Annotated in this window: 19 protein-coding genes; all 19 read right to left on the bottom strand. The window is 35.6% G+C overall.

The genetic code is table 11. From position 1 onward, the window contains the following. Positions 1-86: 86 nt before the first annotated feature. A complete protein-coding gene (locus tag ACZ2M0_RS04590) occupies positions 87-509 on the bottom strand; it encodes a GNAT family N-acetyltransferase (protein ID WP_490058683.1) in 423 nt (140 codons plus the stop codon). 134 nt (positions 510-643) lie between these two features. Further along, positions 644-1,435: an ABC transporter permease gene (locus ACZ2M0_RS04595; protein WP_490058684.1), complete on the bottom strand. Its 792-nt coding sequence runs from the start codon at positions 1,433-1,435 to the stop codon at positions 644-646. 14 nt (positions 1,436-1,449) lie between these two features. After that, a complete protein-coding gene (locus ACZ2M0_RS04600; protein WP_490058685.1) occupies positions 1,450-2,157 on the bottom strand; it encodes an ATP-binding cassette domain-containing protein in 708 nt (235 codons plus the stop codon). A 96-nt stretch (positions 2,158-2,253) separates the two neighbouring features. Further along, a complete protein-coding gene (locus ACZ2M0_RS04605; RefSeq protein WP_490058686.1) occupies positions 2,254-2,649 on the bottom strand; it encodes a DUF1828 domain-containing protein in 396 nt (131 codons plus the stop codon). Between the two features lie 17 nt (positions 2,650-2,666). Next, positions 2,667-5,045 carry an SF1B family DNA helicase RecD2 gene (gene recD2 / locus ACZ2M0_RS04610; RefSeq protein ID WP_490058687.1) on the bottom strand — a complete coding sequence of 793 codons (2,379 nt, stop codon included), beginning with the start codon at positions 5,043-5,045 and terminating at the stop codon, positions 2,667-2,669. Further along, positions 5,038-5,685, bottom strand: coding sequence for a tetratricopeptide repeat protein (locus tag ACZ2M0_RS04615; protein ID WP_490058688.1), 648 nt, complete (start codon positions 5,683-5,685; stop codon positions 5,038-5,040). The genes recD2 and ACZ2M0_RS04615 overlap by 8 nt, the downstream gene beginning before the upstream one ends. Continuing rightward, on the bottom strand, positions 5,682-6,338 hold the full coding sequence (locus ACZ2M0_RS04620; protein ID WP_490058689.1) for a histidine phosphatase family protein: 657 nt from the start codon (positions 6,336-6,338) through the stop codon (positions 5,682-5,684). Before ACZ2M0_RS04620 ends, ACZ2M0_RS04615 begins: the two co-directional genes overlap by 4 nt. A 120-nt stretch (positions 6,339-6,458) precedes the next feature. Beyond that, positions 6,459-7,583: a tRNA 2-thiouridine(34) synthase MnmA gene (gene mnmA, locus ACZ2M0_RS04625; RefSeq protein ID WP_490058690.1), complete on the bottom strand. Its 1,125-nt coding sequence runs from the start codon at positions 7,581-7,583 to the stop codon at positions 6,459-6,461. A gap of 5 nt (positions 7,584-7,588) precedes the next feature. After that, a complete protein-coding gene (locus ACZ2M0_RS04630) occupies positions 7,589-7,930 on the bottom strand; it encodes a DUF1831 domain-containing protein (RefSeq protein ID WP_490058691.1) in 342 nt (113 codons plus the stop codon). 54 nt (positions 7,931-7,984) lie between these two features. Further along, on the bottom strand, positions 7,985-9,136 hold the full coding sequence (locus tag ACZ2M0_RS04635; RefSeq protein ID WP_490058692.1) for a cysteine desulfurase family protein: 1,152 nt from the start codon (positions 9,134-9,136) through the stop codon (positions 7,985-7,987). 3 nt (positions 9,137-9,139) lie between these two features. Then, the gene (locus tag ACZ2M0_RS04640) at positions 9,140-9,835 is read right to left on the bottom strand and encodes a 5'-methylthioadenosine/adenosylhomocysteine nucleosidase (protein WP_490058693.1); all 696 of its coding nucleotides are present in this window, start codon (positions 9,833-9,835) and stop codon (positions 9,140-9,142) included. Positions 9,836-9,854: 19 nt separating this feature from the next. Then, positions 9,855-10,193 carry a hypothetical protein gene (locus ACZ2M0_RS04645; protein ID WP_490058694.1) on the bottom strand — a complete coding sequence of 113 codons (339 nt, stop codon included), beginning with the start codon at positions 10,191-10,193 and terminating at the stop codon, positions 9,855-9,857. A 1-nt stretch (position 10,194) separates the two neighbouring features. Further along, on the bottom strand, positions 10,195-10,758 hold the full coding sequence (locus tag ACZ2M0_RS04650) for an NUDIX hydrolase (RefSeq protein WP_223901836.1): 564 nt from the start codon (positions 10,756-10,758) through the stop codon (positions 10,195-10,197). A gap of 14 nt (positions 10,759-10,772) precedes the next feature. Continuing rightward, positions 10,773-10,979: a cold-shock protein gene (locus ACZ2M0_RS04655; RefSeq protein ID WP_045928003.1), complete on the bottom strand. Its 207-nt coding sequence runs from the start codon at positions 10,977-10,979 to the stop codon at positions 10,773-10,775. Next, a complete protein-coding gene (gene ileS, locus ACZ2M0_RS04660; protein ID WP_490058695.1) occupies positions 10,979-13,768 on the bottom strand; it encodes an isoleucine--tRNA ligase in 2,790 nt (929 codons plus the stop codon). The genes ACZ2M0_RS04655 and ileS overlap by 1 nt, the downstream gene beginning before the upstream one ends. Positions 13,769-13,988: 220 nt before the next feature. Beyond that, complete coding sequence (locus ACZ2M0_RS04665; RefSeq protein WP_490058696.1) at positions 13,989-14,786, bottom strand: DivIVA domain-containing protein; 798 nt, start codon at positions 14,784-14,786, stop codon at positions 13,989-13,991. After that, positions 14,753-15,520, bottom strand: coding sequence for a YlmH family RNA-binding protein (locus tag ACZ2M0_RS04670; protein ID WP_490058714.1), 768 nt, complete (start codon positions 15,518-15,520; stop codon positions 14,753-14,755). Before ACZ2M0_RS04670 ends, ACZ2M0_RS04665 begins: the two co-directional genes overlap by 34 nt. Positions 15,521-15,766: 246 nt before the next feature. Next, positions 15,767-16,072, bottom strand: coding sequence for a YggT family protein (locus tag ACZ2M0_RS04675; RefSeq protein WP_198179360.1), 306 nt, complete (start codon positions 16,070-16,072; stop codon positions 15,767-15,769). Next, positions 16,072-16,512 (bottom strand): cell division protein SepF, encoded by a 441-nt coding sequence (locus tag ACZ2M0_RS04680; RefSeq protein ID WP_223901842.1) that lies wholly within the window; start codon positions 16,510-16,512, stop codon positions 16,072-16,074. The genes ACZ2M0_RS04675 and ACZ2M0_RS04680 overlap by 1 nt, the downstream gene beginning before the upstream one ends. Between the last annotated feature and the right edge of the window lie 7 nt (positions 16,513-16,519).

Here is a 16,519-nt window from a genome sequence, read left to right on the forward strand (position 1 = left end):
ATTCATTATCCTTTTTTATGAACTAGCTGCTTTAGAAAGTAAACTTTAAAGCATCATTTGCTTGTCAAAGTATTTTGTTAATTTAATTATCTGGAAACAATTTTAAATTTATAGCAATTAAAACTCATTTGTTTAAGTAAGCGACTTAAATTACGCTTTTTAAAGTGTTTACCAGAGCTTAAAATCGAATAGTGGCCGCCTTCATCGACTAAATTGTCTTGAGTTAATTTGAAGCCATTATGTTTATAAAATAATAACCTATTGCTCCTCTGAGAATAATTCTTTGCTGTTTTAATAACCGGTTCAATGTCTAAAACAATTTCCTGATTTGGATGGTGCTGTTTCATCAGGTTTAAAGTCTGACTGCCATAGCCCTTGCCACGCCAAACTGGGTCAACTGCTAAATAACCAATATAAATAATCTTTTCGGCATATGTCCAAAAAATTAACCCGATGAAATCATCATGGTCATAAACTGCTTGCAAACTAACTCTTTTTTGCAATGCCATCGCTAGCAACCCGACAAATGGAAATCGTTCATTTTTGGGGAATGCATTCAAATATAATTTTTTTACTTTAAAATATCTCTTTGTCCCCCATTTAACATTTCTGAACGTTAAAATAAATATCACCTTTCTTTAACTTAAAATGCATCAAATGAGCCGTTTTTGCGCTCTTTTTTAATACAATAATTGAAAATCAATATACCAAACAAGAACCAAATTACATTTACCACTATCAATAACATCAGTTTCGACAATGAAACTCCATGACCAAGAAATATTTGCCGCACTATTTCGACGCCACCGACATAGGGAATGATCTCCTGAAACGCATTATATACTGGTAAATAAACATTTGACAACATGAGCAATAAAGCCTGCAAAATAGTAGCCCACTGACCCATTCTTTTAAATCTAATAGAACCAGAAGCAAAAATCATTCCGATGCCAAACATTCCTAAGTTGGAAATTAAGGAAAAAGCAAACGTCAATAATATAGCTTTTAATAATTCCGCTACTGTAAACATTGAAAAAAACGAGGCTACAATGCCTATAATTAAAAGATAAATCCAAACAAATAAGTTTTCTGCCAAAGTTTGAATAAAGTATAGAACCCACAAGGGAAAGACGGATTGCGTTTCACTTTCAAGCAGACCAGTTCGCTCATCAGTCTCCACCCCATTACTGCATCCACCCAATGAGGCAATACCAATACTCCAAAACAAAAAGCCAACAATAGTAAATAAAACTCCTTGTTTGGTACCATAGGCCTGGCCCAATTCGGCAGGCTTGGTGAAAAGGATAACAATTAAGAAAGCTCCAGCATATAAAACAAGCGAACTGATAGCAGAATTAACATAGCGCATTTGCAGTTTTAGCTCTAAATATAATTGTACCCAAAAAATATTAAATAGTTTTTTAACTTTTTTCATTTTGCTTCCTACCTTTACTTATAAATTTCATGGTATTCAGAAATTAGGTCATTTTCAGCCATTTTATGTTCAACATTTTTCTCTATTTGGCCATCCCTTAAAAAAAGATAATGATCAACAACTCCAGAAAGCATTTGAGTGTCATGCGATGAAATAAAAATAGTATTCCCGTATTTATTTTTTAAATCCAGAATAAAGGATGCTAAATCTTCTTGGGCCGCTATGTCAAGTCCGTTTGAAGGCTCGTCCAAAAGTAAAACTTCTGTTTCCATTGCAGCTCCCACAAGGATAGCAGCCTTTTTCTTCAAACCAGTAGACAAATTTTGAAAATAAGTGTTAAGTTCATTTGAAAAATTGAAATCCTGCGCCATTTTTCGAATATTGTTTTCTGTTTTTTTAATACTAATTCCTTTAAGTGAAGAAAAATACATCCCATTTTCAAGGGTATTTAACCTGTACATTAGACCCCTTTCACCTGAAGCGACGAAAGTGGTATGCAAACTGGACCACTTAACATATGGTTCGTTAGCCTGGTCATTTTTGATCAATCCTTCGGTTGGTTCCAATACCCCCGCAAGCAACCTTAACATGGTTGACTTGCCCACACCGTTAGGCCCTACCAAACCAATTACTGTTGGTTCTAAAGGAATTTTAAAATTTAGGTTATAAAATACAGGCTTCTTACCATAGTTTTTCTTTACCTTATCAAAAATAATTGCCATAAAACTTACTTCCCTTGATTAAATAAAAAGATATTAATAATTTAATCATTAAATTTTAAAATTAGCAATAAAAAAATAGTATCTAGTGATAGCTTTTTAATTAAGATATGAAACGTTTACTTCTAATTGTCCTAACTGCATAACCTTTTCAGCCAAAGTTTGTTCATCACTTTCACAGCTGATCACTCCATTTTCAACATTAAAAGAAAAGCCACTTGCTGTGACTAAATCCGCGCATGCAGCAATCAAATCTTCATCACTTGCGCTGGGATCTAATTTAAAAAGTGTACGACCATCATCAGTAACATTATAAGTTTCAAACCCAGTTTTCTCTATAAAACAATATACGGCTTCGTCAAATGAATCCTTAAAAATAGTTTCAATTTCAAGAGTATCCGGACCAAAATTTAAAATATGTGTGTTTGTGGTAATCCATTCTGTAATTTCTTTTTGCAAGTTTATGCAAGCTTGCACTTTTTTTATCTTTGCCATTGTTTTAAAAAAGTCCCTTATCTTGTTCGTGTTTCTAATTTAGTGTCTTTCATCCCAATCAAAGGATCAATTTGACCCGAATAAATCAACTCCGGTGTTAATATAAAATCCTGAGTTGGATCTTCAAGCACATCAGAATTTGTTTCTCCTTGGTCATTTTTATTTTTACCTGAATCTTTTTCTGGGACAGTTTTATCTTGCACATTTAGTATTTTTTGTAATTTAAAAGTTAATCCTGTCTGACGGTCATTACCCGAAGTATTAAAAGCCATTTCATAAGCGCGGGGGTCACCGATTAAAACTAAATTTTTTTCTGCGCGAGTAACAGCAGTATACAATAAGTTGCGCTTGAGCATAACATAATTTTGCATAGTCAGGCTCAAGATAACTAGCGGAAATTCAGAGCCTTGAGCTTTGTGAATGGTAATTGCGTATGCTCTAGTTAAATCAAACAGATCTTTTTTGCTGAAAGTTATTTCTCTGTCATCAAAATCAGCCACCATGCATTTTTGAGAATTATCATTATCAATTGCCAGGATTTTACCGATTTGGCCATTATAAATATCTTTTTCTGGATTATTTTGTAATTGCAAAACGCGGTCACCAATGCGGAAAATTTCATCGTGTACTTCCAGTGTTTTACTGTTTTGCTTTGAAGGATTAATAATTTCTTGAATAACATTATTCAAATTGGTGACGCCACCATCGCCCTGGTACATTGCACCTAGTACCTGAATATCATCCGGATTAAAGCCCTTTGCTAAAGCTCGCTGGACAATTTGACTAACAACATGCGAGACTTCATGCGGTGGACATGAAATAAATGAGTAGTTTTTGGTCTTTTTAAATAATTCCTGGGGATTTTTTCCTTCATTAATGTCATGCGCCAACGTAATAATGCTGGAATCGTCTCCTTGACGGTGAATTTGCTTAAGAACGGTAGTAGGAAAGGCCTGTGATTTGATTAAATCAGCAAAAACATTTCCTGCACCAACTGATGGCAGCTGATCCTTATCACCAACAAAAACAATATGCTTAGTTTCGTTAATGCTGGAAACCAGTTGCCTAAACAAAAACATGTCTACCATCGACATTTCATCAATAATTAAAATTTCACCATTTAATTCATTCAGATCAGTTGCATCATTTTCACCAATTCCTAAACCCAGCAAACGATGGATAGTTTTGGCTGTAATTCCAGTAATCTCTTCCATTCTCTTAGCTGCACGACCAGTGGGAGCAGCAAGTAAAAATGGCGGGTCTGTACTATAAAGAGACGATGATGGTATTTCTGCCAGCTCTTTCAATGCTAATAAAATACCGTTTATGATAGTGGTTTTCCCAGTTCCGGGACCACCAGTTAAAATTGAGATTGGATTAGTCAGTGCGTTTTTTATCGCTGCTTTTTGAGTATTATCATAGTGAATTTTCAACTTGGTTTCAGCGTGAGTAATAGCAAGGTTTAGTTCTTTTTCATTGTAATTTGAACTCTTTTGCTTTTTTTCCACTAGATTTTTCATTGCGTTGGCAATATCAGTTTCAGTTTCATATATTTCTTGCAGCGCTGCGTTTTCACCCATTACCACGACTTTACCTTGATGCTGGAGATTATTAACGCAAGTTGCTATCGTATCATACTCATTAATTTGCAGTAGCTTGCCTGTTTCTTCAAGTAGTTGCTCAAGTTTGACGAAGGTATTGCCTTCTTTAGCTACTTCATCAAGTAAAATTTGAAAAATAGCGCCGTTAACTCTTTTGGAGTCATCGAGAGCCATTCCTAATTTACTGCCGATTCGATCGGCACTCTTAAAAGCATAGCCTGTAACTTCAGCAATTGAGGCATAAGGATCCTCTTCAAGTTTAGCTAAAGTTTCGCCATGATAAAGTTGATACAGTCTACTTGCTACTTTTTTATTCAAGCCAAATTGAACCAGCTTTAATACAGTTTCAGAATACGAATCCATTGAGCTGACACCGTTTAACAAACTTTGTTTTTGCTTTTTCGAAATAGACAAAGTTCCAACTTTTTCAGGGTTTTCCTTTAATATTGTTAGCGCATCCATTCCTAAATCTGAAATTATGGTATCAGCTGCTTTTTTGCCAATCCCGGGAAACTTACTGGAACTTAAAAAATTAATAAGACTCCCCTTTTCACGAGGTAAAGCCAATTTATAATTATCGCAGCGAAATTGCAGGCCAAATTTATTATGCACAATTAACCTTCCTGAAAAAGTATAAGTTGCACCAACTTGGACGTCACCAAAACTGCCGGTCACTTTAATATCTTCACGATCATATTTTTCTAATTTTCCAATTATAGCAACATCAAGTATTTTATAAAGGTCTTGATCGTTTTCAAAAACTATTCGGTTGATTTTCCCAGTAAATTCAGTCATTTTTCTTTCTCGCATCATTCACTAATTTTAGTAACGAAGAATATTTTTTTTGTTCTTGTGCAAAAATTTTAGGATCTTGTTTTTTTGACTTTGCCAGATATTTTTCAGCTTCTTGGCGATCTCTAGTTAAAATTGTGATACCCAGCATGAAATTGATTTTGGCTGACCTTTTTTCAGTAGCTATTTCTTTATAAGTTGACTCTGCTTCCTTAATTTTGCCAAGGCTTAGCCAAATGTCACCTATTAATTCCAAGACTTTTGCATCAACTTTTTTAATTGTTAAAGCGTACGCCAATGCTTTTTGACTTTGACCAACTTTGTAAAAAACAAGTGCTTTTTGGTATAAAACTAAATCATCATTAGGAATTTGATTAAGTATATTTAATGCTGTATCAAATTTACCCTGTAAATAATAACAAACTGCCAAATCATAATCTAAATCTTGAGGATGAGCAACTAACTTTTTTGCTTTTTCTAATAGTTCAGTAGCTTGTTCACTACTTCCCTGTTCTATTAAATAAGTCGCTAATTTTAAATAGTTTTCACTATTATGTGGTTGTTCATCAATTTTTGTTATTAATTCGTGTACCTTTTTGCTTACTGCGCTGGCGTTAGCAGCCTTTTCTCTTTTTTGTGTCATAATGAATCCGAGTCTTCCATTTTTCTGTCCAAAAACTTTGTCTCATTCCATACCAGAGCTTTAAAAGTTTTGCCCCTATCTTTTGTTTCCAAAATAGTAAGGCTGGTATTGCTTAAACCACCATTGTGGCGGATATCTGGCAGCGAATAACCCAATAATCCACCCATAATCGCTCCCAGAGCTGCCCCATGGCTCACCGCTAATACTTTATCGTCTATCTTAAATTGCAACCCAACATCTTTACCAAAGCTTTTGCCACGTGCAATTACCTCAGGGTAATTTTCTCCTCCGATGCTGTGGCCATCATATTTATCAGGTTTATCCCAAATGTCACTTACTTGCTCAGGATACCTGGCTTTGGCTTCGGTAAAAGTAAGACCTTCCATTTTTCCCAAATCAAATTCTCGCAAACGTTCGTCTATCTCGACGGAAAATGGATAACCCATTTCTTTAGCGAGTCTTTCTGCCGTCGTCCTAGCCCTTTTAAGTGGACTTGAATAAATGCCAGCAAATTTAATTTCACCTAAAAAACTGCTTAATTTTTGAATATCAGTTAAGCTTTGCTTTAAAAGTGGCGAATCACCGTGAGCTCCTTGAAAGCGCTTCTGTAAGTTCCATTCTGTTTTACCATGTCTGACGAAATAAATCTGCATTCATTAATTACTCTTTTCTGTAACTGTTATTTTCTAGTTTATCATTTAATAGTTTAAAAGAAAAAACGAAGACAAATAAAAAAAGAAAATGCACCTAAACATTTTCCTTTCAAATTTCTATTAAACTAGTTGAAGCTGACGATCATTTTGGTAGGCACAATCAATGTTGCCGCCACCTAAACATTCCTCACCCTGATAAAGAACAAGAGCTTGTCCAGGAGTGACAGCACGAGCAGGTTCATCAAAATATACTTTTGCCTTGTTTTTCGCTGCATCATAGAACACTGTCACGCCAACATCAGGCTGACGATAACGAAACTTGGCGCTGCAATGTATCTTAAAATCGTGATCGGGCTGTCCAGTAAAGAAGGACATATCACTAGCCTCCAATTCAGTGGCATAAAGCAATTTACTATCATATCCTTGCTCGACGATCAGCTGATTTTTTTGCAAATCCTTACCGACTACAAACCAAGGAGCGGTTGATTCTTTTGTTGAACCCAGTCCTAATCCCGATCTTTGACCAATTGTATAGTACATTAAACCTGCATGATGACCGACTACTTTTCCAGTCGGTGTGACCATGTCTCCAGACTGGGCAGGCAAAAATTCACTCAAAAATTTACGAAAATTTCTTTCCCCAATAAAACAAATACCGGTAGAATCCTTCTTTTTGGCAGTAGCCAGGTCATTTTTTAGCGCAATTTCACGCACTTGTGGCTTGGTTAAGTTGGCCAACGGAAAAATAACGCGACTAATCTGATTTTGGTTTAACTGACTTAAAAAGTATGTTTGATCCTTATTGCCATCTTTAGGGCGCATCATATGAGTGATACCATTTTTATCAGTAATGGTTTTTGCATAATGGCCCATCGCAATATAATCTGCATCAAGATTAAGTGCAAACTCTAAAAATGACTTGAACTTTATCTGACTGTTGCACATTACATCTGGGTTGGGTGTGCGACCTTTTTTATATTCGTTTAAAAAATATTCAAAAACGCGATGCCAATATTCCTTTTCAAAATTGATTGAATAATAAGGAATTCCGATTTGATCAGCGACTCTTTTTACATCTTCGTAATCATCAGTAGCCGTGCAGACCCCGGAATCATCAGTGTCATCCCAATTTTTCATAAAGACACCAATTACATCGTATCCTTGCTCTTTTAAAAGAAGTGCTGAAACGGAAGAGTCTACTCCACCACTCATACCAACAACAACTCTGGTTTTTTTCTTTACCAAATTAATCAATCCTTCACAGCAACAATAATATTACGCTCCTCTAAATCCTTTAATATATAATCTAAAAGTTCAACTGTGGGAGCTAATTTCTCATTCTTAAAAATGTTGACCTTTTGCAAACCATTTTTGTCTGTGACCACCATGGTCAGATGGGTCATCTCTTTATTTATAGTCATCTTCAATTTAGTTGGAGCATTATACGGCGAATCATTATAAAGTGGATGTTCATAATTAAAATTACCCTTAACGGTTTTAACAAAACCAGCATCAATTAATGCATATAACTTAAGATCTGGACTAAGGCTAAACTTGCGTTTATCACCATTAATAATAACTGTATTTGCCATAATTCTACCTCACTTACTAATAATAAGCATATTTAACTAAAAAAGCAATTATTTTTATTTATTTTGAATTTTACTCACTATTTTGGCTAGTTCCTTTGCGAAGACTTGCACTTCATCTTCGGTAGTATAGCGTCCGAAAGAAATGCGAATAGACTCATTTATTCTCGCAGAATCTTTACCAAAACAGGCCACTAAAACATGGGATGGCTCAATTGAACCGGCAGTACAAGCAGAACCCCCAGAAACTGCAAAACCAGCTAAATCCAAATTTGTCTGCAAAACAGTCGTTGAAACGCCATTAAAATGCAAGTTCAACACGTGATGAGAATCAAATTTTGCAGTTCCGCCGTTAACTTGATATTTCACTTTAGTTAGGTTAAGTTCATCCAAAATAATATTTTGCAAGTTCTGATATTTAGTTTGCAAATTTTCTTTATCTATTGCTGTGATTTCACTGATAGCTTCACCAAAACCCGCAATTCCTGGTACATTTTCTGTTCCCGCTCTACGCTTAGTTTCCTGTTCTCCACCATAAATAAGAGGTGGCAAATTGAGCGAGTTTTTTTCATATAAAAAGCCAAGGAATTTGGGTCCGTTGATTTTATGAGCGGAGGTGGATAACAAGTCGATATTCATCTTAACAACATCAAGATCTATATTGCCCAGTCCTTGTACAGCATCAACATGAAAATATGCATTACTTTTCTTTACTATATTACCAATTTCAATAAGTGGATTAATTGTGCCCAATTCATTATTAACAGCCATAATGGAAACCAAAGTAGTTTGCGGAGTTAGTGCATCTTTTAAATCTGCTAGTGAAATACGACCATTATCATCAACATTAAGGTATATGACTTCATAACCCTCATTTTCTAAGCGTTGCATTGGCTTTAAAACAGATGGATGTTCAATCTTAGTTGTGATGATACGTTTGCCGATATTTTGCCGACTATGAGCAGTCCCAAAAATAGCAGTATTATTACTTTCTGAACCACCAGAGGTAAAAATTATTTCATTTTCTTTGGCGTTAATTGCCTTGGCGGCTTTTTGCCTTGCTTGATCAATCACATGGCGGGCTTTGCGTCCCAGTTCATAGGTACTTGAGGCATTACCAAAATTGTTTTTCATTTGCTCAGTTATCACGTCGATTACATTGGGTGACATTGGTGTCGTAGCGGCATTGTCCAGATAAATTTCTGTCATTTGTTAATTCATCTTCTCTATGTAAGTACAAATAATTTTAGCAGCCTTAGCTCCCACTTTTTGAGCAAAATGATCAAAATCCTCGTTTGCGTCTTGATTACCATTGTCAGAAATAGCACGTAAAGCTATCAAAGGTTTTTTAAAATGATAAGCTACCTGAGCAAAAGCGGCTCCTTCCATTTCAACACCCAATGCGTGAGCAAAGTTTTGCTTAATTTCATCTTTTTGCTTCTGAGAGCCAATAAAGGAATCACCGGTAACAATTAAACCCTCTTTAAATTCAACATTGTTTTCTTGCAAAAACTGTGCAAATTGCTTTCTTGCAGAAGAATTTAATTCAAATTTAGCTGGTTCGCCAGGTATTTGTCCCTCAACATAGTCACCTGCTAACGTATTGTGAGCATCATGATATGCAAATGAATCAGCTAAAATCAAATCTTCCTTATGAACTTCTTCTTGCAAAGATCCCGCTGTACCTGTCATGAAAACTAAATCAATATCGACATTGCTTAATAGACTAGCTAAGTTCATAGCAGCCTGTACTTTGCCAATTCCGCTTAAACCAATATATAAATCATTGTGGTTAACGCAAAAATGCTCGAATGTAGTAGATCCGAACATTTCTTTGCAACCAGAGTGAAAATACTTATGATAATATTTAGCCTCAATTTCCATTGGGACAATAATTGCTATCTTCATTTTTACCCTCGTTTTTATTTTATAAGTGAAATAACGCCAATAATACCAAAATAATTAAAACAGCAACAAGCAAAATTGCACGATTAAGTTTGCCTTTCAGCTTTAATGCTTTTTCTTGACTCGTGGTTAACTGAGACTGAGATTTGCTCTCTTCTCTTCTCGAAACCTGTTCCCGTTTTTTTACCCTTGCGTTTTTAAAATCATTTGCTTGTACAACTTCATCATCATCACGGGTAAAATCAGGGTTAACATCAACCTCTTCATCACTATCGTCAAAAGCAGATTTAATTGTATTTAAAAAGTTTTTACTTTTTTTATGTTTTAATTTTTTTCGGTAATCAGATCGTTTTTCAGTCATTTTAATCCTTTGCGTCAGCACCCGTAATTAGCATGTTCTCCCAGACACTCATTGCATATAATGTCTTGGCATCAACGATTTTACCTTGTGCCGAAAGTCTTTTCAACTCTTCCAAACTATACCAATGACTTGTTAAAAATTCATCGGGATCAAGCTCCCTTTTATCAGTCAGTTTAGTTAAAGTATCGCAATAGAATAAGTAGAGTTTTTCATTAGTAAAACCGGGAGATGAATAAAACTCTGTTATTTTTTCCCAGTATTCAGCACGATAGCCGCCCTCTTCATTTAACTCTCTTTTCATCGCATCCAGTGGACTAGCGTCAGTATCATCAATTAAACCTGCTGGAATTTCTAAAGTTAATTCTTTGATCGGTTCACGCCATTGTTCGACTAGCAACATTTCCTGTTTATCATTTACTGCAATGGCAGCTGAAGCAGGCTGATGCTTAACTATTTCCCGCAAGGCAGTTTCACCATTAGGCAATTTGATCGTTCTCACTGAAAGATCAACAATACGACCCGTAAAAATTTGTTTTGAAGAGATTTCAGTTTCTGTTAAATCCATTATTCACTTTCCTGTTAATCAGCTAAATATACGTTGACACATTGTAAACCATTCTTACCTTGAGCGAGCTGATATTTGACTTTTTGTCCGACACGTAAGCGACGATATCCTTCTTCTTTAATAGCAGTATAAAAGACAAAGTACGCTTTCTGATTTTCATCGTCAGTGATAAAACCAAAACTACTGTTTTGATCAAACTGTTTTACTTTACCGTAACGCATTATTCTTCCAAGCCTTCTTGCACTGCTTCAGGATAATCTTCTTCAACAATTTTAGCACATCTACCGCAAAGCATTGGAACTTCGCTGTCAGCTCCAATATCGGTTCTGATCATACGGCACCGAGGACAAACTTCACCTTCCGCATGTTCAACCACAAATGCACCATTTGGTAATTCTTCAGCGTTTGCCGGTGCTTCACCGTCAGCAATAGTTAATTTGGAAACTATTAAAATTTGTCTGAAGTTTGCATCAAGGTTGGCTAAAACTGCTCTCATCTCATTCGTCGGGTAAACTGTAACTGCTGCTTCAAAAGATTTACCGATTAACTTTTGATCACGCGCTTCTTCCAAGACTTTCAAAACATCATCGCGGAAATTCATAAATTTCTTCCAGTTGTTAAGGAGTTCATCATGATTTGCATAATGCCCAATTTCAGGCATTTCAGCAAGTTGGACATAATCTTCCTTTTCCTTTAAGAAAGACCAAACTTCTTCCATAGTATGTGGCAAGATTGGTGTCAAAACCTTAGCTAACTTAACTGTTGCATCATAAATTACTGTTTGCATCGATCTTCTGGCATGACCATTTTTGCTCTCAATATAAAGAACATCTTTGGCAAAGTCAAGATAAAATGCTGATAGATCATTAGAAATAAAGGCAAATAGCTTTTTATAAACATTATTAAAATCGTAACGCTCATAACTGTCAAGACAAATTTTAACCAAATCGTTGAGTTTAACTTCCATATACTGGTCAATGGAGTTTAGATCTTCATAAGCGACTCTATTTGTTTGCGGGTCAAAATCAGAAGTATTAGCCAACATATAGCGGAAAGTATTTCTTATTTTACGATAACTCTCAGAAGTTTGGCGCAAAATATTTTGTGAAACAGCAACATCAGAAGTAGTGTCTACGGAAACTACCCACAAGCGAATAATTTCTGCTCCCATTTGTTTAATGACATCATTTGGTGAAATTACGTTACCTAATGATTTAGACATTTTATGCCCTTTTTCATCCAAAACAAAGCCTTGTGACAAAATACCGCGATAAGGTGCCTTACCCGTGGCAGCTACAGCTGTAATCAGACTTGAATTGAACCAGCCACGGTACTGATCACTGCCCTCAAGGTAGAGATCACATGGGAAATTCAAATCTGGTCTTTTAGCCATAACAGCTTGATGAGATGATCCGGAATCAAACCAAACATCTAAAATATCTTTTTCCTTTGTAAATTTGCCATTTGGTGAATGCTCAGAGGTAAAGCCTTCTGGTAATAATTCCTTAGCAGTTCTTCTATACCAAGCATTTGATCCTTCTTTGGCAAAAATCTGAGCAATATGCTCAATAGTTTCTGGTGTGACAATCGCAGTACCATCTTCTGCATAAAAGATTGGCAATGGAACTCCCCATGCACGTTGTCTTGAGATTACCCAATCACCACGATCCTTAATCATATTGTGCAAGCGCAATTGACCCCAGGATGGCGTGAATTTAACCTTATCAATTTGATCAAGAATCTGTTGGCGGAATTTTTCAACTGAAGCAAACCATTGTGTAGTAGCTCGATAAATCACAGGTTTCTTTGTACGCCAATCATGAGGATAAGAGTGCGTGAAGAAGCTAAGCTTAAGTAAATTGCCTGATTTCTTTAATTTTTCACTGACGACTTTATTAGCATCATCATAAAACAACCCTGCTAAATCTGGATCGTTAATATCTTCAGTGAAACAACCTTTGTCGTCCATTGGGCTGTACACAGGAATACCATATTTTTGAGCAACATTATAGTCATCTTCACCAAAGCCGGAAGCAGTATGAACTAAGCCGGTACCATCGCTAGCAGTAACATGCATGGCATTCATAAGCAGAGAGTCACGGTCATATAAAGGATGCTTGGCAACCATATGATCCATTTCAGTACCCTTAAGATGTTGACCTACTTCATAGTCCTTCCAACCTAATTCTTCAGCAACAGCTTCTAAACGTTCAGTTCCAATAACGTAACGCTTATCACCGACCTGAGCTACAGAGTAATCAAACCCTGGATTTACTGTAATACCCTGATTAGTAGGGATGGTCCAAGGTGTAGTTGTCCAAATTAAGAAATATGTATTTTTCGGATCTAAAATGCCCTTACCGTCTTTTACAGGAAATGAAACATAAATCGAAGGTGACTTAATATCATGATATTCAACCTCAGCTTCTGCCAATGTTGATTCACTTGAAGGTGACCAATAAACAGGTTTCTTACCTTTATAGATATAACCCTTTTCATACATTTTACCAAAGACACGAATTTCTTCTGCTTCATATTCAGGTTGATAAGTAATATATGGGTGGTCCCAGTCTCCCATTACTCCCAAACGCTTAAAGTCAGTCATTTGCTTTTTAACTTCTTTACTAGCAAAATCTTGACAAAGCTGACGGTAATCCGCAAGATTCATCTTTTTGCGATCAACGCCTTGTTTGGTTAATTGCTGTTCAATTGGTAAACCATGAGTATCCCAACCAGGAACATAGGGAGCATAATAGCCGTTCATATTTTTAAAACGAACAATTATGTCTTTTGAAACCTTATTCATAGCGTGGCCAATGTGAATATTACCGTTGGCAAAAGGAGGACCATCATGTAAATCAAATCTTGGCTTTCCTTTATTCAGTTTTAATCTTTGTTCATATAATTTGTTTTCTTCCCACTCTTTTTGCCACTGCGCTTCGCGGACTGGCAAATTACCCCGCATCTTAAATTTGGTTTTACCCATATTAAGTGTATTTTTCACTCTCATTTTTTAATCCTCCCTATAAAAAAATCCTCGTCCTAAGATTAGGGCGAGGTTAATATCGTGGTACCACCTAAATTGAGTTTTAAACTCCACTTAATGAGTTACGTATCGTGCAACTAACGTAACAAACCATCTTAAACAGCTGATCAACCTTTGAGCTCTTATATTAGCCTTACACCATCGCTAATTCGCTGAATTGCTCGCAAGTTTTACTGTCAGTTTGTTATTTATGATTTTTATAGTCACTGGGGAAAATAACAGTAGGTCCGGAACCGTTGTTAGAATCGTTAACATTTTCTGTGTTAACAGTTTCAGTATGCGGACTGTCACCCGACATCGGTTGAGGACTATCATTATTTTCATCAATGTCTTCCTCAAAGTTTACTTCATCATCAATGTCATTGTCAAGTTCATCGTCAACATCTTCGTCTTCATCGATATCATCATCAACATCTTCATCTTCATCAGTTAGCATTATTGGTTCAGCCCCATCTGGGGGATAAAATCGCTCAGTATCAAAGTATTGATCAAGTGCCTTTTGCCAGTTTTCATCATTGAGATTTTCAATTGCTTTTTGTAAAAGATCTTGAATATAAGAGCGATAACCAGAAGCTTCCTTTTTCACACGTTCGTAATCAGACTTAATAGTTTCAAGCTGTTGGCGTTGATAATCAGTATCAATTTTTGCTTGTTCAGTAGTATTATTAGCTTGGACTGTAGCATCATTGATAATTCTTTCAGCCTTAATTTTAGCGTTACCCACAGCTTCTTTGGTAGCATTTTCATTCTGCTGGAATTGTTTAACTTGCTTTTGTAAGTCTGAAACTTGTTCTTGTAAATGCACAATTTCATTTTTCAAGTCAACTGTTTGATCCAGTGCATCCCCATAATCGTTGATTATTTGATCTAGAAAGCTGTCTACTTCATGCCTGTCATAGCCACTTAGTCCTCTCTTTTTGAACTCTTTGTTATGAATTTCAAGCGGAGTCAATCTCTGTGATTCTTTCTTTTCGTCTGCCATAGCTTATACACCACCTTATGTTTGCCTTTTCTTGTAGTTGAAATATCCGTAATTTTACATCTGCCAAAATGTCTTAGACTAAGGACATCATCTTCATCAACCATTATATTAAAATCTTTGACAGTATGCCAATTTAATTTAACCAAATTATTAGAAATATTTGCTTTTATTTGCTGTCTGCTTTCATGTGTGATTGAGGCTAAGACTGCATCCAGTCTCAGTGAGGAAACGATAGCAGTTAACATTTCACTTTCATCATCAGCCAATATTACTTTTTGATTTAAACTTGGTCTTATCCTAACTTTTGTTTTACCAATATGGTTTATTTCATTTTGAAAGAAATCTTTCAGCTCACTTTTTGCAAAAAATTGCCACTTGCCATTGCCATCTGTGATAATATCGCCAAAGGTTGAAGTTTCTATACCTGCATTAGCTAGACTTCCTAAAATAGCACTATGTGATAAACAGGCGAATTTTTGAGGATATTCAACATTAAAAACAGTAACCTGATAAGAAGAAGGTGCAATGGTGTCCCAATCTTCAGTTATATATACTCTCTTTTTTTCAGCATTTAAGTATCCACCAAAGCTCTGCAAACAAACTTCAGTACCAGCTATCTTTTTAAGAATATCTCTTTCACCGGGATCCAAAAAATCTGTTAAAACTTCTTCATGTTTGCCCAGAACATTGTTTATAAGTCCATTCATCTTATCCACTGTTTTTTGGTCAGACAAATCATCTTTAAATAAAACATTCTTGGCGTAAAAACTTCGCTTTGCTATATTTTTTGTCTTCACACAATTCCCCCTGCTATTGAAGGTGAAAGACAGATTGGTCTTTTCTTACATCATTATAGCATTAAGTCTAAAAGTCATTCATCTTAAAATGACAAGCAATTTGTATTATTTAACAATAAATAAAGAGCTGATAAATCAATTTAGCGATCTAAGGAAATTTATCAGCTCTTTATAAAAATTAAATCAAACAAACAACCTAAATAAAATGTTTGCGACCCATTTTAAAACATAATATTGCACAAAATAGAGAAACAATAAGCCAATTAAAAATGAAATATCTAATCCAGTAGCATTAGATAGTCTTGCAATCGGTCCTTTACGAAAAAGGTTTAAATATGGATCAACTAATAAGTCAATAATACGACCAACAGTCGAATCGCGTAAAGAAGGAACCCAACTTAAAATTGCATCGATTACCATAATGATGCTATAAATCCATATTATATAATCTAGAATATAAATGCCGTAATATATGATATTTGCTGCCATTAACTTAAAGTATCTTTCTTATCAACTAGGTCACTAATTTTGCCATTAGTAACGAATTTAGGAGGTGTTGCTAAAAATATTTTATCGCCAATACGCTGTATTTCACCATTTAGGGCATAAACTGTACCTGTAATAAAATCAACCACTCTTCGAGCAGAAGCATCTTCCATCCTGCTAAAATTAATAATCACTGCTTTGTTATTCAACAAGTTTTGTGCTACATCTTTAGCATCAGAATAAACACGTGGCTCATAAAGAACAATTTTGCTTTTAGCCGCATTCATGCCGGATTTTATTGAAACTACATTGTCACGATCAACAGCACCAGCAGAATAATTGTCCTCATTATTTAATTGTTGCTCTTCTGCATATTCGTCATCCAGCATTTCATCGTCATCGTTTGCAACACCGAAAAACTTACCTATTTTACTAAAAGCCATCTCTCTT

Source organism: Lactobacillus sp. VURO6/B1 (VP7), from assembly GCF_058139575.1.